Genomic DNA, 19,593 nt, shown 5'->3' with positions numbered 1-19,593 from the left:
GTTCAGTTCGGCGACAAGGCAGCACAGAATTCTCGAGGTTGGTCGACATGCAACCGCAGCCCACCGATCATGGTGGAGCTAGATCCCTTCGACAGCCCTTTCGGTAGCGAGACCGGCAGCGGTCGATCGAATTCGACGTCCACGACAGTCCCGTCGGGCCCCGGGAGAACGAGATGCTCGTCGACCACCGCATTGGCGGTATCACCGAATCTTCGGACCATGCTCACCCGCGAAATCCGTGATCGGTCCACCTCGACACGAATGCCCGTGCCGGATCGAAACACCACCGTTCGAGCCGACACGAGATGCGGGTGCACGACCCGTCCGGCGAGCCAACCGCCAATCGCAATCAGCGACAACACCGTTGCAATGAGCAGCACGACGCGAAGCCACTGCCACGGAACAAGGAAGTGAATCGCCACGGCCTCGATCACACTCGCCGCGACAAAAGCCACCGGTATCGACATGGTCCCCCTCGAGTAGCCGAAAGTCGCTGTATCACCGGAACTTCCGTCTACCCTGCCCGTCGAGAGCAACCACAGTGATCGGATCACGCCGTACCGCTAGACATGAGACGTGTTGCGACGCGCGCGACCACTTCCCGTTGCGCCGGATCAGGCACCAGATCTGCGATCCCGACCGAGAAGCCCACACCTGCGGATCCTCCGTCTGAGGACACGTCGCCCAGCACCCCGGCCAACGATCCCCCCAACTCGCCCGACAAGTCCGCGATCTCGTCCGCAGCCTCGGCTACCTCGCGCCCAGCCAATGCAGCAAAGCGACGGTAAAGATCGACAATGCGCTTCCGGTCATCCTCGTCGGACAGCAACTGCGTGGCCGTGGAGAACAACTCGTGCGGCGCTGCCCCCGAGATCGCCACCAGCTCCCACATGTCGCGTTCCCGTTCGAACAGGCGCCGCACCGAGTCCGTCGGAGACGAGGCGATCAACTCTTCGAACGCCGACACCAGCTCCACGGGAAGCGGCGAGACCACCCGCCCGGCACCTCGCGCCGACAGCATTTCCTCGAGGCGCACCCGCTGGTCAGCGAGGACACGCTGCTTCCTGTCTATCTCTGCAATCAGGGAGGAAAGGTCGTCGGCGAAGTCGTCCGGTTCTCCTGCATCGATCGGCTTCGGCTCGATCATGGCGGCAATGGAGCCGAGTGGAATGCCGGCGGCAGAGAGCCAACGAATGCGCATCAGCCTGACCAGATCGGGCAGTTCGTAAGTTCTGTATCCGTTGGACAGCCGCCTCGGCTCGGCCAACAGGCCTAGTCGGTGATAGTGCCGAACGGTCCGTGAAGTGGTCCCTGCCGCCCTGGCCACGTCGCTGATTCGCATACGAACAGCATCAACTATGACGCTACGTCATAGTCAAGGCACGGCATCCCTGGCCGCAGGTCTAAGGTCCCGTTCTTCCTGCGGGGAGTTTCGCAGACGAATGTGGCGGGTATTGATCACTTGCGGCGGCGATTTCCAGAGCGAGGGGTCAGCCGCGCAAGGTCTGCCCCCGGCTGTCACTCGCCGGGTGGCGGGCCGCCAAAGCAAGCGGGCCGCCGAAAACAATCTGCGCCAGGCGATGATTTCGATGCAAACGACACGACTCGACACCATCCTGATTCTGATCGTCGGGACGGCAATCGGACTGAGCGTCTGGCTGGCCACGCAAGAACCATTCGCGTCGATCGGACTCGGAATCGCAACGGTCGTGATCTGCTGGATTTCTTGTTCGATGATCCACGGCTTCCCACACCGATCGACAAAGGACATGCGTCCGCGCGAGGACCAGGATCGCGAATCACCGAGGCGCCGTTGACGCCGTGCAGTGATGTGGCCAACCGTGGAGGCCCGGACACAGCGGAGTGAGTGGTTCGCCTGTCGCAGGTGAACCACTCACTCCGGTCAGTTGATCAGACCTCGTCGGGTCGCCACGTCGCGACGGCCCAGATCACAGCGACGTCGAGAGCGATGATCACGATCGACCACAGCGGGTAGTACGGCAACCACAAGAAATTGGCCACGATCGAGAGAGCTGCGATCACGAAGGCCATCCCGCGAGCCCACGTCATTCCCACGAACAATCCCAGCGACACCGCGATGCCGATGATTCCGAGCACGATGTGAATCCAACCCCACGTCGTGACGTCGAATTCGAAGGTGTAATTGACTCCGACGATCAGAAGATCGTTGTCTGCGAGAGCGGCAATGCCTTGCAGCAGCGCGACAATTCCCGCTACGAAGAGCAGGCAGGCTGCCGCCACCGTGGTCCCGATGGCAAAGCCTTGTCGGACAGGATGGTTCGCATGAGATTGGTGCGGAGCAGTCATGACATCCCCTTCATCGGCGAAATAGCGTGAGAACAGTATTCAAAGGTTCGCGCCGACGAACATCACCCAGCAAGGATGAACAGCCGTCCAGCACGGCAATTGAAAATTCATGGGAACATATGTTCGATTTCGGTGTACTGTGGTCCTTATGACCGCCACGATGCAACCGTCTCTCTTCGACAACGGTGACCTCGGCGTTTCTTTGGCCGATCTCGACGGCACGGTGCAGCGACGCATTCTCACCGCCGGTGCATGGGTCGACCATCGCCCAGCCTGGCTGACGGGATCGGAAGCCGTGTTCGACAACCTGGAAGCTACGGTTCCGTGGCGATCAGAACGGCGCCAGATGTATGACCGCGTTGTCGACGTACCTCGTCTGGTGTGTTTCTACGCGGAGAATCAGCCGCTGCCGGACGCGCTTCTCACTGAAGCCAAAGACGTACTGAGCAGCCACTACTTCGACGAACTCGGCGAGCCCTTCGCCACGTCGGGGCTGTGTTTCTATCGTGACGGCTCCGACAGCGTTGCCTGGCACGGGGACGACACGGGACGAAGCCGCACCGAGGACACAATGGTTGCCATTCTGTCTCTCGGTGCCGCGCGCCCGCTCCTACTGCGCCCCCGCGGGGGTGGCGAATCGATCCGGTTCAATCTCGGTCACGGCGATCTACTCGTGATGGGCGGATCCTGCCAACGCACCTGGGAACACTGCGTCCCCAAGAGTGCGAGGGCACTCGGGCCGAGAATCAGCGTCCAATTCCGTACTCGCGGAGTCAGATAGCGTCGCCAAGTTGCTCTCGCAGCGCCTTCCGATTGAGCTTGCCGACAGCCCTCTTCGGAACCGATTCGGCAAAAACCACCCGGCGCGGTTTTTTGTACGACGCCAGTCGCTCGCCGACATGAGCGACCAATGATGCTTGCAGTGCGTCGTTTTCGACGTTTCCTTCCGCGAGGACAACGACGGCGGTGACCGCCTCCACCCACTTGACGTCGGCGGTGCCGACCACGGCAACCTCACGAACAGCCGGATGCGTCAGGAGCGCATCCTCGACTTCACGGGGGTAGACGTTGTATCCGCCGCTGATGATCATGTCCGAAGCCCGGTCCTTCAGGAACAGGAATCCGTCGGCGTCGAACTGGCCGATGTCGCGCGTGTGGACCCAACCGTCTTCGGTGAAGGTGTCCGCATTCAGTTCCGGTGCATTGAAGTATCCGGCGATCGCAGATGGCGAACGGATCACGATTTCGCCCGGTTCCCCCTGCGGCACTTCGTGTCCCTCGCCGTCGAGCAGCCTGATCTCGACGTCGATGGCAGGCTGACCACAGGACAGTAGTCGATCCTCCGTGTGGTCTTCGGGCCGAAGGACTGCGATACACAGAGGCGCCTCGGTCTGCCCGTAGTACTGCAGAAAGCGGTGTTGCCCCCATGCCTGCATTGCCCGCTCGATGGTGTCCAGCGGCATCGGCGAGGCACCGTAGATCACGGATTTCAGACTCGCGATGTCTGCACTCGCGAAATCAGGGCGTTCGAGGAGCATCTGAATCATCGTCGGCACCAAATTGATTGCGGTGGCACGATGCTCGGTTATCGAGTTCAGGAACGTCGATGGGTCGAATCCGGGAAGGACGACGGTCTTTCCGCCGCGGAGCCAGAACGGAAGCACGAACACACCGCTGGCATGGATCAGCGATGCCGCATGCAGCATCGTGTCGTCCTGAGTCGCCGGAAGCAGATTGAGCAGCACATTGCGGCAGATGGCGGCGTAGCTGCGTTGGGTGTGCTGCGCGGCCTTCAATGTTCCCGTAGTGCCGGACGTGAACAGAGTCAGGATCACATCGTCGGGAGCCACCTCGACGGCAGGCATGTCCGAAGGCATGCTCTGCGCTTGGTCGAGCAGAGAACTCTGTCCCTCCGAGTTCGTTTCCAGCCCGATGAATGTCCGCTCGGGAAACCTGGCCGAGAGTTCAGCCGCTCGGTCCGCGAGGTCATGACCGAAGACGACGTGGGAACTGTCGGTGTCCTCGAGCATCCTCGCATGCTCGTCGACCGAGAGTCGCGAGTTGAGCGGAACCCGATTGATTCCGGCTTTGACGCAGGCAAAATCGACTGGCACGCTGGCAAGAGAGTTGTTGACCAGCAACGCAACCCGTGCGCCATGCCCGATACCGAGCGCGATGAACGCGTGTGCCAATCGGCTGCTGAGTTCGTCCACTTCCGTGAACGTCATCGATCGATCGCCGAAGACGACGGCCGTTCGCGCCCCGTGCTGTCGCGCGCCACGGACGATCAGATCTCTGGTTATGGGCATCATGGTTCAGTTTCCTCATTCGAATTCCGGTTGTTCTCGAATCGGCCGTGCCGGCCGGCGCCCGCGGCGAACGCAGCAGCGCCGCGCACCCCTTCAGCGATGACAATGGGATTTCCTGCAACGCCCTCGGCGCGCAGCGCTTCGGCAAGTGGTAGATCAAAAGATCGGTAGGCCGACGCGCGATCCGCGAGCATGCAAAGTTGCGGAAACGCGGTCAACTGGTGTGCAAGTTCCTTGGCTGCCTGGAGTGATTGCCCCACTGGAACAACACGATTGGCCAGACCGAAGGCCAGCGCCTCCGAAGCATCGACCGGACGACCGGTCAAGATCATGTCGAGTGCTCGCCCCTGCCCGACAATTCGCGGCAGTCGCACGGTCCCGCCGTCGATGAGCGGAACTCCCCAGCGTCGGCAGAAGACTCCGAACACGGAATCTTCCTCGCAGATCCTCAGGTCCGCGAGCAATGAAAGCTCGAGCCCTCCGGCAACCGCGTATCCACTGACCGCGGCGATCAGCGGTTTGGACAACGCCAACCGACTCGGCCCCATCGGACCGGTGCCGCCGCCTTCCGGATGCAACTCGTGCACGCGGGCGGGATCGGAGACTGCGGTCAAATCCGCACCGGCACAAAATGTGCCGCCCGCACCCCACAGAATCGCCACCTTCTGGCTCTCGTCCGACTCGAATTCCAGGAAGGCATCACGCAACTGCGCTGCCATCGGCCCGTCCACCGCGTTCTTGCGATCGGGGCGATTCATCACGACGACGGTGACGCCACCGTCACGCTCCACATAGACATCGCCACCTGGTCGATCAGAGTCGGTCACGATATTTCCTCACTGCTCGCGGATAAGGTTTCCCGGTACCCACCATGCCACTTGTAACAGAATTTGTCAGGAGTTGTTCAAAAGTTGTTACAAACTGATCGAGGAATGTCCGCAACCCGAGTCGTGCTGGACCTCGCAACGGCGAGCCCGGACACCGAGTTCAGCACCGCCATGCTGACCCGGGCCGGCGAGATTGTCGGCGTAAGCGCATCAAGCATTCGCGTGGCCGCGGGCCGTCTGTGCCGCGAGGGCAAACTGCGTCGTACCGCTCGCGGAACATACGTCCTCAACCCGGACGGCATCCCCACCTACAGCGAAGTGGAGGGGTGGCGAACTCGTACCGATCGCATACACCCCTGGGACGGCACCTGGATCGCCGTCGAGCACTCAGGGCTCAAACGAAGCGACCGCACCGCCGCCCGCCGGCACGATCAAGCGTTGCGCCTGGCGGGCTACGAGGACTGGAAGCCCACACTCGCCGTCCGTCCGAACAATCTCGGCGGCGGAATCGACAGCGCTCGCCACACTCTCCGCCGACTCGGCGCCGCTCCCGAATCGTCGCTGATGGAGGTTGATCACCTTACCCCCGAGGATGATTCGACTATCCGCACACTCTGGAACTTCGAAGCGCTGTTGGCCGACATCGCCGAGGCTCGCGAAGCACTCACACAGGCGCAAACCCGCCTGGCGGCAATCAGCCGCGAGGAAGCCGCCCGCGAATCACTTGCCCTGGGCAGCGCGATCATCGCGGTCATCGTCCGCAATCCACTATTACCGGAAGAGCTCGAACCAACGCAGCCACTGCGAGAGTTGATCTCGCACATGCTCGAGTACCAGGATGCATCTCGTGAACTGTGGCAGTCGCTGCTCCAATTCTGATCGGCTTCCTCCAGAAGGTATTTCAATACGTTGCGCGGCCACCGCTGGCGTCGTAAACGGCACCGGTCGAGTAACTCACCGCAGACGACGACAGCCAGGAGATCAGTTCGGCGATCTCGTCCGCCTTCCCCATCCGCGCCATCGGCGTCAAAGATTGCGAACGGGCGAGAATGGCAGGATCGGTGCCGGCATTCATGGGGCTTTCCACCGCCGCCGGCGCAATCGCATTGACCAGCACTCCGGTGGTGGCGACCTCTTTGCCGAGTGATTTCGTCAGCGCGACAACGGCCGCCTTGGACGCCGAATACGCACTCTGATTCGGATTTCCGTCCTTGGCAGCAATACTCGCGAGATTGACGACCCGTCCCCATCCCGACGCAACCATCCCCGGTACGAATGCCCGGCACATGAGGAATGTTCCCTCGACGTTGATGCGGAACGTACGCTGCCAGGCCGCAAGATCAACCTCGACCAGCGGCGCTGACGGCCCGACAATTCCCGCACTGTTGATCAAGATGTCGACACTGCCGACTCGGGCACGAAGCGCGTCGACGGCGTCCGGGTCACTCACGTCGAGTTGTTCGTGCGCTCCCTCGGCAAGATCTGCCGTGATCACCCGAACTCCCCTCTCCGTCAGCAACTTTGCGCTGGCGGCGCCGATTCCGCTCGCACCGCCGGTGATGAGCGCGGTGACACCTTCCGGATAACTCTGCATCCTCTTCACTCCTGAGTTTCTGTGCGTTACGCACTCAATTTATGTTGCAAATAGGCATAATTGCCGTCACACTGTGTAGAAATTCTGAATATATGGCGTTTGTCGTCGACGTCAAATACCTGGAGGCGTTGTCGATGGAAACCCGCTGGTTGCACGCGTTCGTCGCGGTTGCGGAAGAACTTCACTTCGGACGGGCTGCGTCTCGGCTCCAGATGGCGCAGTCGCCGCTCAGCCAAATGATCCGAAAGCTCGAAAAAGACATCGGCGTCAAGTTGTTCGAACGGAGCACCCGCAGCGTCGCACTCACGTCCGGTGGACACGCCTTTCTCCCCCACGCCTATCGCGTCATCGAGAACATGGAGACCGCACGGCACGCTACGCGGGCGTCGTCGGGAGGCGTCTACGGACGAGTCACGATCGGATTCACCGGAGTGCTCAATTATCAAGCACTTCCGCCACTCACCCGCGCGTTGCGTCAGCGCTATCCCGAAGTCGAACTGACACTCCTCGGCCGGATCATGACGCGCGACGCGGTCATTCAACTCGAGAGCGGCGCCCTCGATCTCGCCTTCGTCGGACTGCCGGTGGAATCCGCATCGCTCTCTACCCGACTTATTCGACGGGAGGCGTTCGGCGCCGTACTTCCGATCGACCATCCCCTTGCCGAGAGGGACGCGATCGATCTCCGCGAATTGGCCGGCGACGGATTCGTGACCACCCCGCTCTCGGTCGGCTCGGCACTGCAGGAGACCGCGATGCGGGCTTGCATGAACGCCGACTTCAGACCCCGCGTAGTTCAGGAGATCACCGATCCGTACATGATCCTGATGCTTGTTGCTGCCGGCGTCGGCGTAGCCCTGATGACATCGGGCATGGCTGCGATCACGCCCCCTGGCAGTGTGTTCGTCCCGCTCACCGGCGAGCCGACGTACATGAATCACGGAATTGCCTGGTCACCACGGCACATGACCGATGCGCTCGCCGTCGCACTGGAGACGTCGGAGGAGATTCTGCCTACCCCAGAAATTGAGACCAAGAACGTCATTATTTGAGACTCATTTAGTGTTGGACGCGCCATAGTCCCTCGTGGCACTGTCGTCTCAGCCGCCGAAAGGTGAGGGACGTCACCGATGCGTGGTGCATCTCCAAACGTGCCACCACGGCCGGCCCATCGGGACGAAAGGACTTCACATGGCACCTCCGATTACCTCCACCGGTTCCACGAACTCGACCGAGGAACATCCGAATGCGAACGCGCGCCGCGCCGCCGTTTCGGGCTTCCTCGGCAGCACCCTCGAGTACTACGACTTCTTCATCTACGGCTCCGCGGCCGCGCTGGTGTTCCCCAAGATCTTCTTCCCCGGCGGCGGATCAACGGCAACCCTGCTCTCGATCAGCACCCTGGGTGTTGCCTACGTCGCCCGCCCGCTCGGCGCGGTGCTGTGGGGTCACCTCGGCGATCGCTACGGACGTAAGAACGCACTTCTCGCGTGTCTTCTCCTCATGGGAGTCGCGACCGTCATCGTCGGTTGCCTGCCGACCTACGACCAGATCGGCATAGCCGCGCCGATCATCCTCGTCTTGCTCCGTCTCCTTCAAGGGCTCTCGGCCGGCGGTGAATCCCCCGGCTCGTCGGCGCTGACACTCGAACACGCACCTGATCACCGTCGCTCGTTCTTCACCTCGTTCACCATGAGCGGGATCATGTTCGGCATCGTCATCTCCAGCCTGGTGTTCATCCCGGTGGCAAGCCTGCCCGACGAAGACCTCTACTCGTGGGGTTGGCGAGTTCCCTTCTGGCTCAGCATCATCGTGACCGTGGTCGCGCTCTGGTTGCGTCGCACCCTCGACGAGCCCGAAGTGTTCGAAGAACTCAAAGAGCAGGACGAGACAGCGGGAATCCCCGTCGTCGAGATGTTCCGCTCGCACTGGCGCACCGTGATCCGTATCAGCATGAGCTCGACCTTCGCCATGATCAACACCATCGTCAACGTCTTCGCCCTGGCGTATGCCGTCGAATCCGGATTCGAACGCTCCACGATGCTGTGGGCCATCGCGACCGCCAATTTTGTTGCCGTACTGACGCAGCCACTGTTCGGCATTCTCTCCGATCGCTACGGGCGCAAGCCGATCTTCGTCATCGGTGCGATCGGAGCGGGGCTGATGATCTTCGTGTTCTTCCATTCCATCGAAACCCAGAGCGTTCCCATGGTTTTTGCTTCGGGAATCGTCATGATCGGCATCTTCTACGCGATGCCCAACGGTACCTACCCGGCGTACTTCCCGGAGCAGTTCCCTGCGAAGGTCCGATACACCGGTATGGCTGTGAGCCTCATGCTCGGTCTACTCGTCGCCGGCTTCACACCGGCTATCGCCCAGGCAATTTCGGCTGGAGACAAGAGCAACTGGACGCCGGTTGCCTGGATGTGCCTCGGCTTTGCAGTCGTGTCAGCCATCGCTGCCATGACCGGGCCGGAGACGTACCGGACGCCCACAGCTGAACTGGGCCAACCGAAGCCGAGCCTGCTGACCAAGCAGGACTCAGAGCTCACCAGCAACAACGCTTGACCGGACCGGCCCCTCGCGTTGAATTTCCGCGAGGGGCCGTCCCCACTTATGCAGGAGAATGTCATGACTACCGAATTCACACGCCACCGAATCGGCCTTGTCGGAGCGGGGATCTCGACCTCCCTCTCGCCGGCGCTGCATTCGCACGAAGCATCAGCACTCGCACTCGTCGATTACAGCTACGAACTGATCGATCTCGAGAACCTGACGGTCTCGGTCGAGAAGACCGGCGAAGTTGTGCGGAGCGCCGTCGCAGGCGGTTTCACCGGGCTGAACATCACCCATCCGTGCAAGCAGGTTGTCGTGGACGCGCTCGACGAACTTTCCGACAATGCCCGACTGCTCGGTGCCGTCAACACGGTCGTCGTCGACAACGGCCGTCTGATCGGCCACAACACCGATCACAGTGGATTCCTCACCGCACTGCAACGCGGTTTACCTGACGCCACCCTGGATCGAGTTGTCCTCGCCGGAGCCGGTGGCGCGGGTTCCGCGGTGGCGTACGCACTCGCTGCGGCCGGTACGACGGACCTCCGCATCGCCGACGTCGATCCCGAACGTGCTGCCGATGTGTGCTCGCGCGTGTCCTCAGCCTTCCCCGCCACGTGCACAACGGCTTTGACGATCGATCAGATCGCCGACAATCTGGCTACGTGCGACGGAGTCGTCAATGCGTCGCCAATCGGCATGGTCGGTCACCCTGGAACCCCCTTCGACCCCGCGGCGCTGCACTCCGAGTTATGGGTCGCGGACATCGTTTATCGGCCGATGCGCACCGAATTACTCGACGCAGCACTCACTCTCGGATGCTCGGTTCTCGACGGCGGTCAGATGCTGGTGGCACAAGCCTCGGACACCTTCACTCTCCTGACCGGTGTCGAAGCCGATACGGACCGCATGCGCAGTCATCTGCGCGATCTGCTCTCCGAGGCGGCACACGCATGAGCACAACCGAGCACCTACTTTCTCGCGAAGTACCAGGAGCGCTGATGAACGTGACTGCGCCGTTCGCCGAACCTCTCGACATGGGCACCGTCCGCCTCCGAAACCGATTCGTGTCGGCTCCGATGGAGCGCAATTACTGCGAGGTCGACGGAACCATGACGGACGAGTACATCGCGTACCTCGCCCGCCGCGCCGAAGGTGGTGCGGCACTGATCTTCACCGAGGCGAGCTACGTGCGCGCCGACGGCAAGGGGCGCATCCGGCAGATGGGCGTCGACGTCGACGAGCGGATCCCCGGCATCAAGAAGATGGTCGACGCGATCCACGCGCACGGTGCGCTCGTCGGAGTCGAACTCAACCACGGTGGTCGCACGGCTCAAGGTTCGGTCAGCGGTTTCGTTCCCGTTGCCCCGACTCCGATTCCGTGCTTGGTGGTCGGCGGCGAGATGCCCGAACAACTCGACGGTGACGACATCGAGCACATCATCGAATGTTTCGGTGAAGCCGCGGCGCGCTGCAAGAAGGCCGGCGTCGACGTCATCTCCCTGCACGGTGGGCACGGGTATCTGATCCACCAGTTCCTCTCCCCCGCTTACAACCACCGTGACGACGAGTGGGCGGACCCGACTCTCTTTGTCAACAGGGTCATCGCGGCGGTACACGAGCATGCTCCGGGAATCACTCTGGGACTTCGATTCTCAGCCTTCGAGGGAATCGACGGCGGGCTCGACGCCGAGACGACCCGTGCCCGCATCGACGCCATCGACACCGACCGACTCGATTTCCTCGACGTCTCGGCGGGCAACTACGAAGCGGGACAGTGGATCATCCAGCCCGGCGAATGGTCGCGTGGCCTCTTAGCACCGTACTCCGAGCAGTACCAGCGCGACTTCGACATCCCGGTGGGCGTAGCCGGCCGCATTACATCGCCCGAAATCGCTGCGCAGATAATCGAATCCGGGCAGGCGAACTTCGTCAGCATGGCACGGACTCTGCACGCTGATCCCGACTTCCCCAAGCGCGCGATCGACGGCGGCCGCTACCGCCCGTGCATCGCCTGTAACTACTGCATCGACAGCCTGGCCGCTGGGCCTATCCCGTGTTCCGTCAACCCATGGGTCGGCCGTGAATTGGACCAGCCCACGACGCCTGCTGATGCCACTGCGCGGGTCGCCGTCATCGGCGCCGGACCCTCCGGAATGGCTGCTGCCCGCGACCTCGCACTCGCCGGCCACCGCGTCGACCTGTACGACGAACGCCCCCGTCTCGGTGGCGACTTCGCCTTGGCGTCAAAGTTGCACGAGTATCCCGAATACGGGCGGATCGTGGAGTGGTATCTCGACGAGCTGGCTGATCTCGGAGTGCAGTGCCACACGTCGACCAGGGCAGATGCCGCTTCACTCGCCGGCCGTGACTTCGACGCGATAGTCCTGGCCGCCGGCGGCGTAGGCCCCACGGTCGATCTCCCCCAAGCAGCAACGCGCACCGTTCGTGACATCCGCGAATTCCTCGTCTCCGAAGATCCTGCCCCCGATGCGATCACGATCTTCGGTGCTGATCGCGAGGCTGCGGCCGTCGCCGACGATCTCCTCCAGAAGGGCACCCGAGTCGTGATGATCGGCCCACAGGAAACCATCGCGCACGACGTCGGACGTCGCGGCAAGATCGTGCTGCTGCCGCGCCTGGCCGCAAGTGAGAACCTCACGACCCACCTGAGCTCGATCATCACCAAGGTCGACACCGACTCGGTCACGATCTCGACGGCCGGTGTGCTGAGCGAGGTCGACGCCCCCGGCGAACTGCTGATCTCGCAGGGCGTCGAGCCGCGCTCGGAGCTTCTAGCCGAACTACGTTCACTGGCACCGCGACTCGGTGTCCACACCGTCGGCGATGCGAGCGGAGACGGAGGTTCCATTCATGCCGCCCTGGTGACCGCAGCCGATGTCGCCGTCACGATCACCGCCGCCGCTGCGGCCCGTCAGGAGGTTCACGCATGACCACACAGTCAGCAATACCGATCGCAACCGCGCTGCCACCCATCGGACTCGGAACCTGGCCCCTGGTCGGCGCCGACGCCACGAAGTCCGTTCTCTCCGGCATCGAGACCGGATACCGGCTCATCGACACCGCCGCGATCTACGGCAACGAGGACGCTGTCGGTGTAGCGCTGGCGGAATCAGGTGTGCCGCGAGAAGAACTGTTCGTCACCACCAAACTTCGTGGCAACGACCAGGTTTCCGGCGACATCCGGGGCGCCCTCGAGCAGAGTCTGGAACGACTGGGGCTCGACCGGCTGGATCTGTTCCTGATCCACTGGCCGCTCCCACGAATCGATCGTTACGTCGCGTCGTTCGAGGCGATGCTGGCCTGCCGTGACGCCGGACTGGTTCGGTACGTCGGTGTGTCGAACTTCCTGGAGCACCATGTGCATCGACTCGTCGCTGAGACCGGTGAGGCTCCGGCAGTCAACCAGATTCAGATGGACCCGTCGCTCGCTCGCATTCCGGTGCGCCGGGCAAACGACGAGCTCGGCGTTTTCACCCAGTCGTGGAGCCCCCTCGGTCGGGGTGACGTGCTCGACAACGCCGTCGTCGGGGAGATTGCCGGTCGAATCGGTTGCACCCCAGCGCAGGTGGTCCTCGCGTGGCACTCCTCGCAGGGCGTGGTCCCGGTCGCGAGGTCAGCTAACCCGACCCGCCAGGCCGAGAATCTGGCGGCTCTCGACGTGACACTTACCGCCGAAGACGTCACCGCACTGAACAGTCTCGACCGCGGCGAGTCCGCGGCGCGGGACGTCGAAGCAGAGGAGCATTTCTGATGACGTTGAAAGTCGGAATCGTCGGCTGCGGCAAGATCGCAGGCAACCATGCCCGTGCTCTGCAACAAGTACCCGGCGTCGAGGTGATCGGCTGCTGCGATCCCGATCTTGGGCGCGCCCAGGAGTTCGCGGCACTCCACGGCATTCCCGCAGCCGTAAGTTCCGTTGATGAACTGCTTGCTCTCGGCCTCGACGCCTGCACTGTCTGCACGCCGCACCCGGTACACGAAGAGGTAGTCGTGGCCGCTGCCGAAGCGGGTGTACATGTGCTGTGCGAGAAGCCCATCGCGGTGAATGTTGCTGCGGCCGACCGCATGATCGAGGCCGCGGACCGAGCCGGTATCACCTTCGGCATCCTCTTCCAACGACGCTTCTGGCCGGCAGCGCGTCGTATCCGGGACGCCATCGACGACGGCCGGATCGGACTGCCCACACTCGGCGAGGCGTCGGTCATCCTGCACCGCCCCTCGAATTACTACTCGGCCGACGCGTGGCGCGGGCGCTGGGACACCGACGGCGGCGGTGTGCTCATGACTCAGGCCGTGCACCAGATCGACATGCTGGCCTGGTTCATGGGCGAAGCCGTCTCGGTCAGTGGCTTCATCCGCACCCACACGCACGGTGACCACATCGAGACGGAAGACAGCGCGTCGGCTGTGATTTCGTTTGCTTCAGGCGGCACTGCAACCGTCACCGCGACCACGGGTGCCAATCACAATTTGGGTAACCGCGTCACGGTGATCGGGCGCACCGGTGCCATCGCCAGTGTTCTCGAGTTTCCCGAAGGGCACGAGGGTGTCAACGAAATCTGGACCGGGCCGGGCGAAGTGGAGTTCCGGTCCCCATACTCGGCGGACATAGATGCGAATCTTGATGTGGGCGCGGTCAATGCGGCACTTACCGACTTCCACACATTGCAGGTGCAAGACTTCGCCGACGCCGTCCTGACCGGGCGCGAACCCGCCGTCACCGGACGCGACGCCCGCGCGTCGCTTGCCATCATCGCCGCAATCTACGAATCGTCACGAACCGGGAAGGTTGTCGAATTGTCGTCGACGCCGACCCTCGCAACAACTGCCAAGGAGCAGAAATGAGCAGCAGTACCCCCCTCACCTACGACGTGGTTGTCGTAGGCTCCGGCGCAGGCGGGCTTTCCACAGCAATTGCCGCAGCGCATGGCGGCGCATCCGTACTCGTGGTCGAGAAGGCCGACACCTGCGGCGGCGCAACGGCATGGTCGGGTGGGTGGATGTGGACCCCGCGCAACATGTTTGCCATCGCCGACGGGGTTGTCGAAGATCGATCCGCTCCCCGTACCTATCTGGAGAACCGACTCGGCGACAATTTCGACGCTGCCAAGGTGGATGCACTCCTCGACGGCGCACCGGAGATGGTCGAGTTCTTCGAACGCAAGACCGCGCTGAAGTTCGTTCCCGGAGCCAAGATCGCCGACATTCACGGTGACACACCGGGTGCCGGCACCGGTCACCGGTCCGTCGGACCGAAACCGGTGAGTCTGCGAAAGCTCGGGCCAGATGTTGCGGCCTTGCTCCGTCGGCAGTTGTACGAGACGTCGTTCCTCGGAATGGGCATCATGGCCGGCCCCGATCTACAGGCGTTCCTGCACTCGACCCGATCCCCGAAAGCCTTTGCGCACTGCGGTGTTCGAGTCACCAGGCACATGTTCGACCTCGCCACCAAGCGTCGCGGTCAGCAACTCGTCAACGGTACTGCCCTGGTCGGCATGATGCTGCGTTCAGCGCTCGATCTGGGCGTCGAGTTTCGGGTCAAGACGTCCGCGACCGCATTGCAGACCGATGACGACGGCCGCGTTGTCGGCGTCCGTCTCGAAGGTCCGGACGGTGCGTACTCGGTAACAGCCACGCGTGGCGTCGTACTCGCCACCGGCGGCTTTGCACAGGACATCGATCGACGACGCGAATTGTTCCCCCGCACCCCAACCGGACACGAGCACTGGTCGCTCACCCCGAAGACAACCACCGGCGACGGAATCACCCTCGGCGAATCCGTGGGCGGAAGACTCGACCGCACGCTCGCCTCCCCCGTTGCCTACTGCCCCGTCTCCATCGTTCGTTACCGCAACGGCAAGGAAGGCGTGTTCCCGCACATCCTCGACCGCGGAAAGCCCGGTGTCATCGGGGTTCTCGCGAACGGTAGGCGGTTTGTCAACGAAGCACTCGGCTACCACGACTACACGCTTGCGATGGTCGAGAAGGTTCCTGAGGGCGATGAGGTGTGCTCGTGGCTGATCGCCGATCAGCAGTACGTGCGCTACCTCCCGCTCGGCATGGCCAAGCCACTACCGATCCCGATCCAGCCGTATCTGCGCTCGGGATACCTCACGCGGGGGCGCACTGTTCGGGACTTGGCCGAGAAGATCGGCGTCGATGCGGCGCAGTTGGAGAAGACCGTCTCGGCGTTCAACACCGGAGCTCGCAGTGGCGACGACCCCGAGTTCGGTCGCGGCGCAACACCGTTCAACCGGGGATCCGGTGATACCGCCAATCCCTGGCCGAACCCGTCACTCGCGCCGTTGCAGAAGGGTCCGTACTACGCGGTGAAGGTGGTACCCGGCAGCTTCGGCACCTTCGCCGGGCTTGTCACCGACTCGTCGTCGCATGTCCTCGACGACAACGACCGCCCCATCGAGGGATTGTTAGCTGTGGGTGTCGATCAGGCCAGCGTGATGGGTGGGCATTACCCCTCCGGCGGTATCAACCTCGGTCCGGCCATGACCTTCGGTTACCTGGCAGGCCGGGAACTGGCCGGCACCAAAACAGTTGGAGCGCACGCATGACACTCTCACTCGGGCTGGCGGCCCTCACCGTGCTCGATACCGCACCGATGCAGCATGTCGACTTGGCCGAAAAGCACGGCTTCGACACGATCGGTATCCGGTTGATGCCCGCGGCACCGGGTACGACGGCGTACCCCCTGCACGAGGACAAGCAGGGGTTGAACGAACTGGTGCGTCGACTGGATGATTCACCGGTCGAGGTATTCGATCTCGAAATCATCCGTCTTGCAGCCGACTTCGATCCCGCCGACTACGTTCCGCTCCTCGAAGCGGGAGCGCAGCTCAGCGCCAAGGCCGTTCTGGTCGGTGGCGACGACCGTGACCGTGCTCGTCTCACGGACTCCTACGCCCGCCTCGCGGAACTGTGCGCGAACTACGGCATCGTCGCCTCACTCGAGTTCATGCCGTGGACCGCTGTGCCCGATGCGCGGGCGGCCATCGAGATCGTCTCGGCGGCAGACGGTCCGGCTCGTAGTGTCCTGGTTGACGCATTGCACACCGACCGCTCGGCGACAACGCTCGAGGATCTTGCGTCCATCCCTCGCGAGTGGCTGCACTACGCCCAGATGTGCGACGGTTCGACCCCCGCTCCCACTGGGGACGCAGAGCTGATCCGTCAGGCCCGCGAGGAGCGTCTGGTGCCCGGCACCGGCGGCATCGCCCTGGCCGACATCTGGTCGACGTTGCCCGCCGGGCTGCCGGTCAGCATCGAATTGCCCAACGAGCCACTGCGCCGCGCCGTCGGCACGGACGCTTGGCTGGAACGCCTGGTCACGGCCACGCGAGAAATGTTGGCCTAGCGGCCCTGTGCGCGTTTAGCGAGTCCAGGCACTCCCTAAACGCGCACGGGGGCGTCAGCCCCTCCGAGCCGCAACAGCCTGCGCCAAACGATCCAACTGCGCTGCCGTGGTGGACCAGTCGATGCACGCGTCGGTGATCGACTGACCGTAGGTGAGCTCGTCCGCCTTGCCCAAGGTCAGGTCCTGACGTCCGGCCTCGATGAAGCTCTCCAACATGACGCCGGCGATTCCCCGCTCACCCTCGGTCAGACGACGGGCAATGTCGTCCAGGACGATGACCTGACGCTCGTGGTCCTTGCTGCTGTTGCCGTGGCTCGCGTCGATAACCACGCGCTCGGGCAGGTTCGACTTGTGCAGGCGAGCAAGGGTGTCCGCGACAGTCTCGGCATCGTAGTTGGGTCCGTCGCTGCCGCCGCGAAGAATGACATGGCAGTCGGGGTTGCCGGCAGTGCGAATCAAGGCAGCCTGACCGTCGAGGTCGGTACCGGGGAACACATGGCTCGCGGCGGCAGCGCGGGTACCGTCGACGGCTACCTGCACGTCACCTTCGGTGGAGTTCTTGATGCCGACGGGCATGGACAGTGCGCTGCACAGCTGGCGATGCACCTGGCTCGCAGCGGTCCGGGCACCGATCGCACCGTAGCTGACCAGGTCCGCAATGTACTGAGGCATGATCGGGTCGAGGAATTCACAACCGACAGGCAGACCCAGACTCGACACGTCGAGAAGCAGTTTGCGACCGATACCGAGCCCGGTGTTGATGTCGAAAGTTCCGTCGAGGTGCGGATCGTTGAGCAGTCCCTTCCACCCGAGCGTGGTGCGCGGCTTTTCGAAGTAAACGCGCATGACGATGTGCAGATCGTCCCGCAACTCCTCGGCCTTGGCGGCCAACCGGCGGGCGTAGTCCATCGCGGCTTCCGGATCGTGCACAGAGCACGGACCTACAACGACGATCAAACGATCGTCGTCACCGTTGAGGATGTTGATGGTGTCAGCACGACCGGTGCGCACGGTTGCGGCCGCGACCTCGTCCGGAGCGTGCTGAGCACGAACAGTCGCCGGTGACACGAGCGGACTGATACTCACAGTGCGCTGATCGTCGAGGCTGTCCGAAGATGCGGTGGTGTCGATGGTGACAGTCATGGGGTTTTCGGTTTCCTGTTCTCAGGCCGACCCCAGAGATGAAGAGAAACTCCAGCGAGCCGGTCTGTAGTCCGGCTCTTGGGTGGAGGTTGTCAGCGCGTGGTTACGCCGGCAGGCCCACCCGGGGCCGGCCTGCTAAACCAGAAATAAACGCGCTGCATGTCGGCCACGATACCTCGAGTTCGAATGGGATGGGCGTGCCCCTCCACTCCGAGCCGAGTCCGAGGGGAGCGTCCCCCAGCACGAGTCCGTTGAAGAATGGCCAAATCCGCTGAGCGGTTGGCGCTTTGGAGCAAGGCTCCGACATCGAAGTTCGAATACGTTGAGTGGGCACCCTGCCAATGCCCGGAACATCAGATGGAGCTGCGCCTTCTCATGCCTGTGATCGAATCGACCGAAACCTTCCAACCGAGGGTTTCCCCTTCCGCGCCCGAAACCGCCTTGCAGTCGACGAAAGATGTGGACCGCGAATTCACCCGTCTGATCGATTCCTTGACACGACGTGGCTTCCTGACCGGTGCGACGGCGCTCGGTGCACTGGGCGCACTGTCTGCGTGTTCGAGCGAATCCAACGGCACCGAAGCCTCGGACGAGTGGGTCGACATCGTCGTCGCGGACCAGGCCTACCGCCTCCCGCGGAACCCCAAGCGTGTCGTGGTGCTCGAAGCCCGAGGAGCCCTCGATTTCGCACTACTGGCCGAGTACCCGATCGTCGCGACCAATTGGGATCCGAAGTCTCAACTCATGCAGCAGGTACCCGCCGGCGCAGCTCGCCTCGGTGGGACGAACAACGAACCGAATGCCGAATCGATACTGAGCCACGACCCCGATCTGTTGGTCGTCGGGAAAGGCTGGTGGGATTACTACCAGGACAAGGGCCTGCTCGGCACTGACATCGCACCGGTGCTCGTCGTCGACGAAGGCAAGACGGGCTCGTCCTGGAAGCACGCCATGACCGCGCAACTCACGGCTCTCGATCGCCGCGAGGTCGCTGAGCGCGTCATCGCCCGATACAACGCTGAACTTGCACAAGCGCGGGCCAAGATCGGTGGTCTCCTCGAAGGAAAAACAATCGCGATCGCCGGCGCAGACAGCGGTCAGATCTGGCTGCAAAACAACACGTTCGCGGTGTCGGTTGCGCAGGACCTCGGCTTGAACGTCTTGACCGACGCTGCCCATGCCGCACCCGATCGGAAGGATTCGACCTTCTACAGCCTCGAGGAGCTCGCCATCTTCGGCCAGGCCGACTTCGTGTTGCTACAGAACCCCGACGCTGTCGAAGCCGAATCGCCCACGTGGAAACGAGTACGGGCTGTCCAAAACGGCAATGTCGGGCAGTTGCGCTACGACCTCAACAACGGCCTCGCTCTGACTGCCATGGCCCTGGCCGCTGATATCGCCGAACAAGTACAAGTCATGCGCTGACATCTGTGCGGCATTCGT

The 19,593-nt window shown here is 62.8% G+C and carries 19 protein-coding genes; 12 read left to right on the top strand and 7 right to left on the bottom strand.

What is annotated here, in order from left to right; genetic code table 11:
- Positions 1-2: 2 nt before the first annotated feature.
- Both ACFWEM_RS06755 and ACFWEM_RS06750 read right to left on the bottom strand, forming a co-directional pair.
- Positions 3-467: a hypothetical protein gene (locus ACFWEM_RS06755; protein ID WP_378532205.1), complete on the bottom strand. Its 465-nt coding sequence runs from the start codon at positions 465-467 to the stop codon at positions 3-5.
- A gap of 83 nt (positions 468-550) precedes the next feature.
- Positions 551-1,342, bottom strand: a complete 792-nt coding sequence (locus ACFWEM_RS06750; RefSeq protein ID WP_378532203.1) for a MerR family transcriptional regulator — start codon at positions 1,340-1,342, stop codon at positions 551-553.
- Between the two features lie 247 nt (positions 1,343-1,589).
- Between ACFWEM_RS06750 and ACFWEM_RS06745 the strand changes: the two genes are divergently transcribed.
- Positions 1,590-1,817: a hypothetical protein gene (locus ACFWEM_RS06745; protein WP_378532201.1), complete on the top strand. Its 228-nt coding sequence runs from the start codon at positions 1,590-1,592 to the stop codon at positions 1,815-1,817.
- Positions 1,818-1,911: 94 nt separating this feature from the next.
- Here the strand turns inward: ACFWEM_RS06745 and ACFWEM_RS06740 are convergent, their stop codons facing one another.
- Positions 1,912-2,328, bottom strand: a complete 417-nt coding sequence (locus tag ACFWEM_RS06740; protein ID WP_317556243.1) for a hypothetical protein — start codon at positions 2,326-2,328, stop codon at positions 1,912-1,914.
- 148 nt (positions 2,329-2,476) lie between these two features.
- On the opposite strand from ACFWEM_RS06740, the gene ACFWEM_RS06735 reads away from it, so the two are divergent.
- A complete protein-coding gene (locus ACFWEM_RS06735; RefSeq protein WP_378446195.1) occupies positions 2,477-3,109 on the top strand; it encodes an alpha-ketoglutarate-dependent dioxygenase AlkB in 633 nt (210 codons plus the stop codon).
- Here ACFWEM_RS06735 and ACFWEM_RS06730 read toward each other — a convergent pair.
- Together ACFWEM_RS06730 and ACFWEM_RS06725 are read right to left on the bottom strand one after the other, a co-directional pair.
- Complete coding sequence (locus ACFWEM_RS06730) at positions 3,102-4,640, bottom strand: class I adenylate-forming enzyme family protein (protein ID WP_378532199.1); 1,539 nt, start codon at positions 4,638-4,640, stop codon at positions 3,102-3,104. The genes ACFWEM_RS06735 and ACFWEM_RS06730 overlap by 8 nt on opposite strands.
- Positions 4,637-5,464, bottom strand: a complete 828-nt coding sequence (locus tag ACFWEM_RS06725) for a crotonase/enoyl-CoA hydratase family protein (protein WP_378532197.1) — start codon at positions 5,462-5,464, stop codon at positions 4,637-4,639. The genes ACFWEM_RS06730 and ACFWEM_RS06725 overlap by 4 nt, the downstream gene beginning before the upstream one ends.
- A 105-nt stretch (positions 5,465-5,569) precedes the next feature.
- Between ACFWEM_RS06725 and ACFWEM_RS06720 the strand changes: the two genes are divergently transcribed.
- On the top strand, positions 5,570-6,343 hold the full coding sequence (locus ACFWEM_RS06720; RefSeq protein WP_378532195.1) for a hypothetical protein: 774 nt from the start codon (positions 5,570-5,572) through the stop codon (positions 6,341-6,343).
- A 22-nt stretch (positions 6,344-6,365) separates the two neighbouring features.
- Here the strand turns inward: ACFWEM_RS06720 and ACFWEM_RS06715 are convergent, their stop codons facing one another.
- A complete protein-coding gene (locus ACFWEM_RS06715; protein WP_378532764.1) occupies positions 6,366-7,058 on the bottom strand; it encodes an SDR family NAD(P)-dependent oxidoreductase in 693 nt (230 codons plus the stop codon).
- Between the two features lie 134 nt (positions 7,059-7,192).
- On the opposite strand from ACFWEM_RS06715, the gene ACFWEM_RS06710 reads away from it, so the two are divergent.
- The 8 genes from ACFWEM_RS06710 to ACFWEM_RS06675 all read left to right on the top strand — a co-directional run bounded on the left by ACFWEM_RS06710 (position 7,193) and on the right by ACFWEM_RS06675 (position 17,007).
- The gene (locus ACFWEM_RS06710; RefSeq protein ID WP_378532762.1) at positions 7,193-8,110 is read left to right on the top strand and encodes a LysR substrate-binding domain-containing protein; all 918 of its coding nucleotides are present in this window, start codon (positions 7,193-7,195) and stop codon (positions 8,108-8,110) included.
- Positions 8,111-8,249: 139 nt separating this feature from the next.
- Positions 8,250-9,626, top strand: a complete 1,377-nt coding sequence (locus tag ACFWEM_RS06705; RefSeq protein ID WP_378532193.1) for an MFS transporter — start codon at positions 8,250-8,252, stop codon at positions 9,624-9,626.
- Between the two features lie 63 nt (positions 9,627-9,689).
- Positions 9,690-10,571, top strand: a complete 882-nt coding sequence (locus ACFWEM_RS06700) for a shikimate dehydrogenase (protein WP_378532191.1) — start codon at positions 9,690-9,692, stop codon at positions 10,569-10,571.
- A gap of 44 nt (positions 10,572-10,615) precedes the next feature.
- Complete coding sequence (locus tag ACFWEM_RS06695; RefSeq protein WP_378532761.1) at positions 10,616-12,568, top strand: FAD-dependent oxidoreductase; 1,953 nt, start codon at positions 10,616-10,618, stop codon at positions 12,566-12,568.
- Positions 12,565-13,389, top strand: coding sequence for an aldo/keto reductase (locus ACFWEM_RS06690; protein WP_378532189.1), 825 nt, complete (start codon positions 12,565-12,567; stop codon positions 13,387-13,389). Before ACFWEM_RS06695 ends, ACFWEM_RS06690 begins: the two co-directional genes overlap by 4 nt.
- Complete coding sequence (locus tag ACFWEM_RS06685; RefSeq protein ID WP_378532187.1) at positions 13,389-14,483, top strand: Gfo/Idh/MocA family protein; 1,095 nt, start codon at positions 13,389-13,391, stop codon at positions 14,481-14,483. The genes ACFWEM_RS06690 and ACFWEM_RS06685 overlap by 1 nt, the downstream gene beginning before the upstream one ends.
- Positions 14,480-16,207 (top strand): FAD-dependent oxidoreductase, encoded by a 1,728-nt coding sequence (locus ACFWEM_RS06680; protein WP_378532185.1) that lies wholly within the window; start codon positions 14,480-14,482, stop codon positions 16,205-16,207. The genes ACFWEM_RS06685 and ACFWEM_RS06680 overlap by 4 nt, the downstream gene beginning before the upstream one ends.
- Positions 16,204-17,007, top strand: a complete 804-nt coding sequence (locus ACFWEM_RS06675) for a sugar phosphate isomerase/epimerase family protein (protein WP_378532183.1) — start codon at positions 16,204-16,206, stop codon at positions 17,005-17,007. Before ACFWEM_RS06680 ends, ACFWEM_RS06675 begins: the two co-directional genes overlap by 4 nt.
- A gap of 54 nt (positions 17,008-17,061) precedes the next feature.
- Here ACFWEM_RS06675 and ACFWEM_RS06670 read toward each other — a convergent pair whose 3' ends face one another.
- Positions 17,062-18,150 carry a 3-deoxy-7-phosphoheptulonate synthase gene (locus ACFWEM_RS06670; RefSeq protein ID WP_378532181.1) on the bottom strand — a complete coding sequence of 363 codons (1,089 nt, stop codon included), beginning with the start codon at positions 18,148-18,150 and terminating at the stop codon, positions 17,062-17,064.
- 375 nt (positions 18,151-18,525) lie between these two features.
- On the opposite strand from ACFWEM_RS06670, the gene ACFWEM_RS06665 reads away from it, so the two are divergent.
- Positions 18,526-19,575, top strand: a complete 1,050-nt coding sequence (locus tag ACFWEM_RS06665) for an ABC transporter substrate-binding protein (protein ID WP_378532179.1) — start codon at positions 18,526-18,528, stop codon at positions 19,573-19,575.
- Positions 19,576-19,593 lie beyond the last annotated feature (18 nt).

The organism is Rhodococcus sp. NPDC060176 (assembly GCF_042728675.1).
Taxonomy (GTDB): Bacteria; Actinomycetota; Actinomycetes; order Mycobacteriales; family Mycobacteriaceae; genus Rhodococcus_F.
This window is presented reverse-complemented; position numbering and strand designations above follow the sequence as displayed.

Coding starts and splice junctions, on each gene's coding strand:
- ACFWEM_RS06740 (WP_317556243.1), bottom strand. CDS start 2,328: ATGACTGCTCCGCACCAATCTCATGCGAACCATCCTGTCCGACAAGGC.
- ACFWEM_RS06720 (WP_378532195.1), top strand. CDS start 5,570: ATGTCCGCAACCCGAGTCGTGCTGGACCTCGCAACGGCGAGCCCGGAC.
- ACFWEM_RS06745 (WP_378532201.1), top strand. CDS start 1,590: ATGCAAACGACACGACTCGACACCATCCTGATTCTGATCGTCGGGACG.
- ACFWEM_RS06690 (WP_378532189.1), top strand. CDS start 12,565: ATGACCACACAGTCAGCAATACCGATCGCAACCGCGCTGCCACCCATC.
- ACFWEM_RS06730 (WP_378532199.1), bottom strand. CDS start 4,640: ATGATGCCCATAACCAGAGATCTGATCGTCCGTGGCGCGCGACAGCAC.
- ACFWEM_RS06735 (WP_378446195.1), top strand. CDS start 2,477: ATGACCGCCACGATGCAACCGTCTCTCTTCGACAACGGTGACCTCGGC.
- ACFWEM_RS06705 (WP_378532193.1), top strand. CDS start 8,250: ATGGCACCTCCGATTACCTCCACCGGTTCCACGAACTCGACCGAGGAA.
- ACFWEM_RS06665 (WP_378532179.1), top strand. CDS start 18,526: ATGCCTGTGATCGAATCGACCGAAACCTTCCAACCGAGGGTTTCCCCT.
- ACFWEM_RS06685 (WP_378532187.1), top strand. CDS start 13,389: ATGACGTTGAAAGTCGGAATCGTCGGCTGCGGCAAGATCGCAGGCAAC.
- ACFWEM_RS06755 (WP_378532205.1), bottom strand. CDS start 467: ATGTCGATACCGGTGGCTTTTGTCGCGGCGAGTGTGATCGAGGCCGTG.
- ACFWEM_RS06675 (WP_378532183.1), top strand. CDS start 16,204: ATGACACTCTCACTCGGGCTGGCGGCCCTCACCGTGCTCGATACCGCA.
- ACFWEM_RS06695 (WP_378532761.1), top strand. CDS start 10,616: ATGAACGTGACTGCGCCGTTCGCCGAACCTCTCGACATGGGCACCGTC.
- ACFWEM_RS06680 (WP_378532185.1), top strand. CDS start 14,480: ATGAGCAGCAGTACCCCCCTCACCTACGACGTGGTTGTCGTAGGCTCC.
- ACFWEM_RS06710 (WP_378532762.1), top strand. CDS start 7,193: ATGGAAACCCGCTGGTTGCACGCGTTCGTCGCGGTTGCGGAAGAACTT.
- ACFWEM_RS06715 (WP_378532764.1), bottom strand. CDS start 7,058: ATGCAGAGTTATCCGGAAGGTGTCACCGCGCTCATCACCGGCGGTGCG.
- ACFWEM_RS06670 (WP_378532181.1), bottom strand. CDS start 18,150: ATGACTGTCACCATCGACACCACCGCATCTTCGGACAGCCTCGACGAT.
- ACFWEM_RS06700 (WP_378532191.1), top strand. CDS start 9,690: ATGACTACCGAATTCACACGCCACCGAATCGGCCTTGTCGGAGCGGGG.
- ACFWEM_RS06750 (WP_378532203.1), bottom strand. CDS start 1,342: ATGCGAATCAGCGACGTGGCCAGGGCGGCAGGGACCACTTCACGGACC.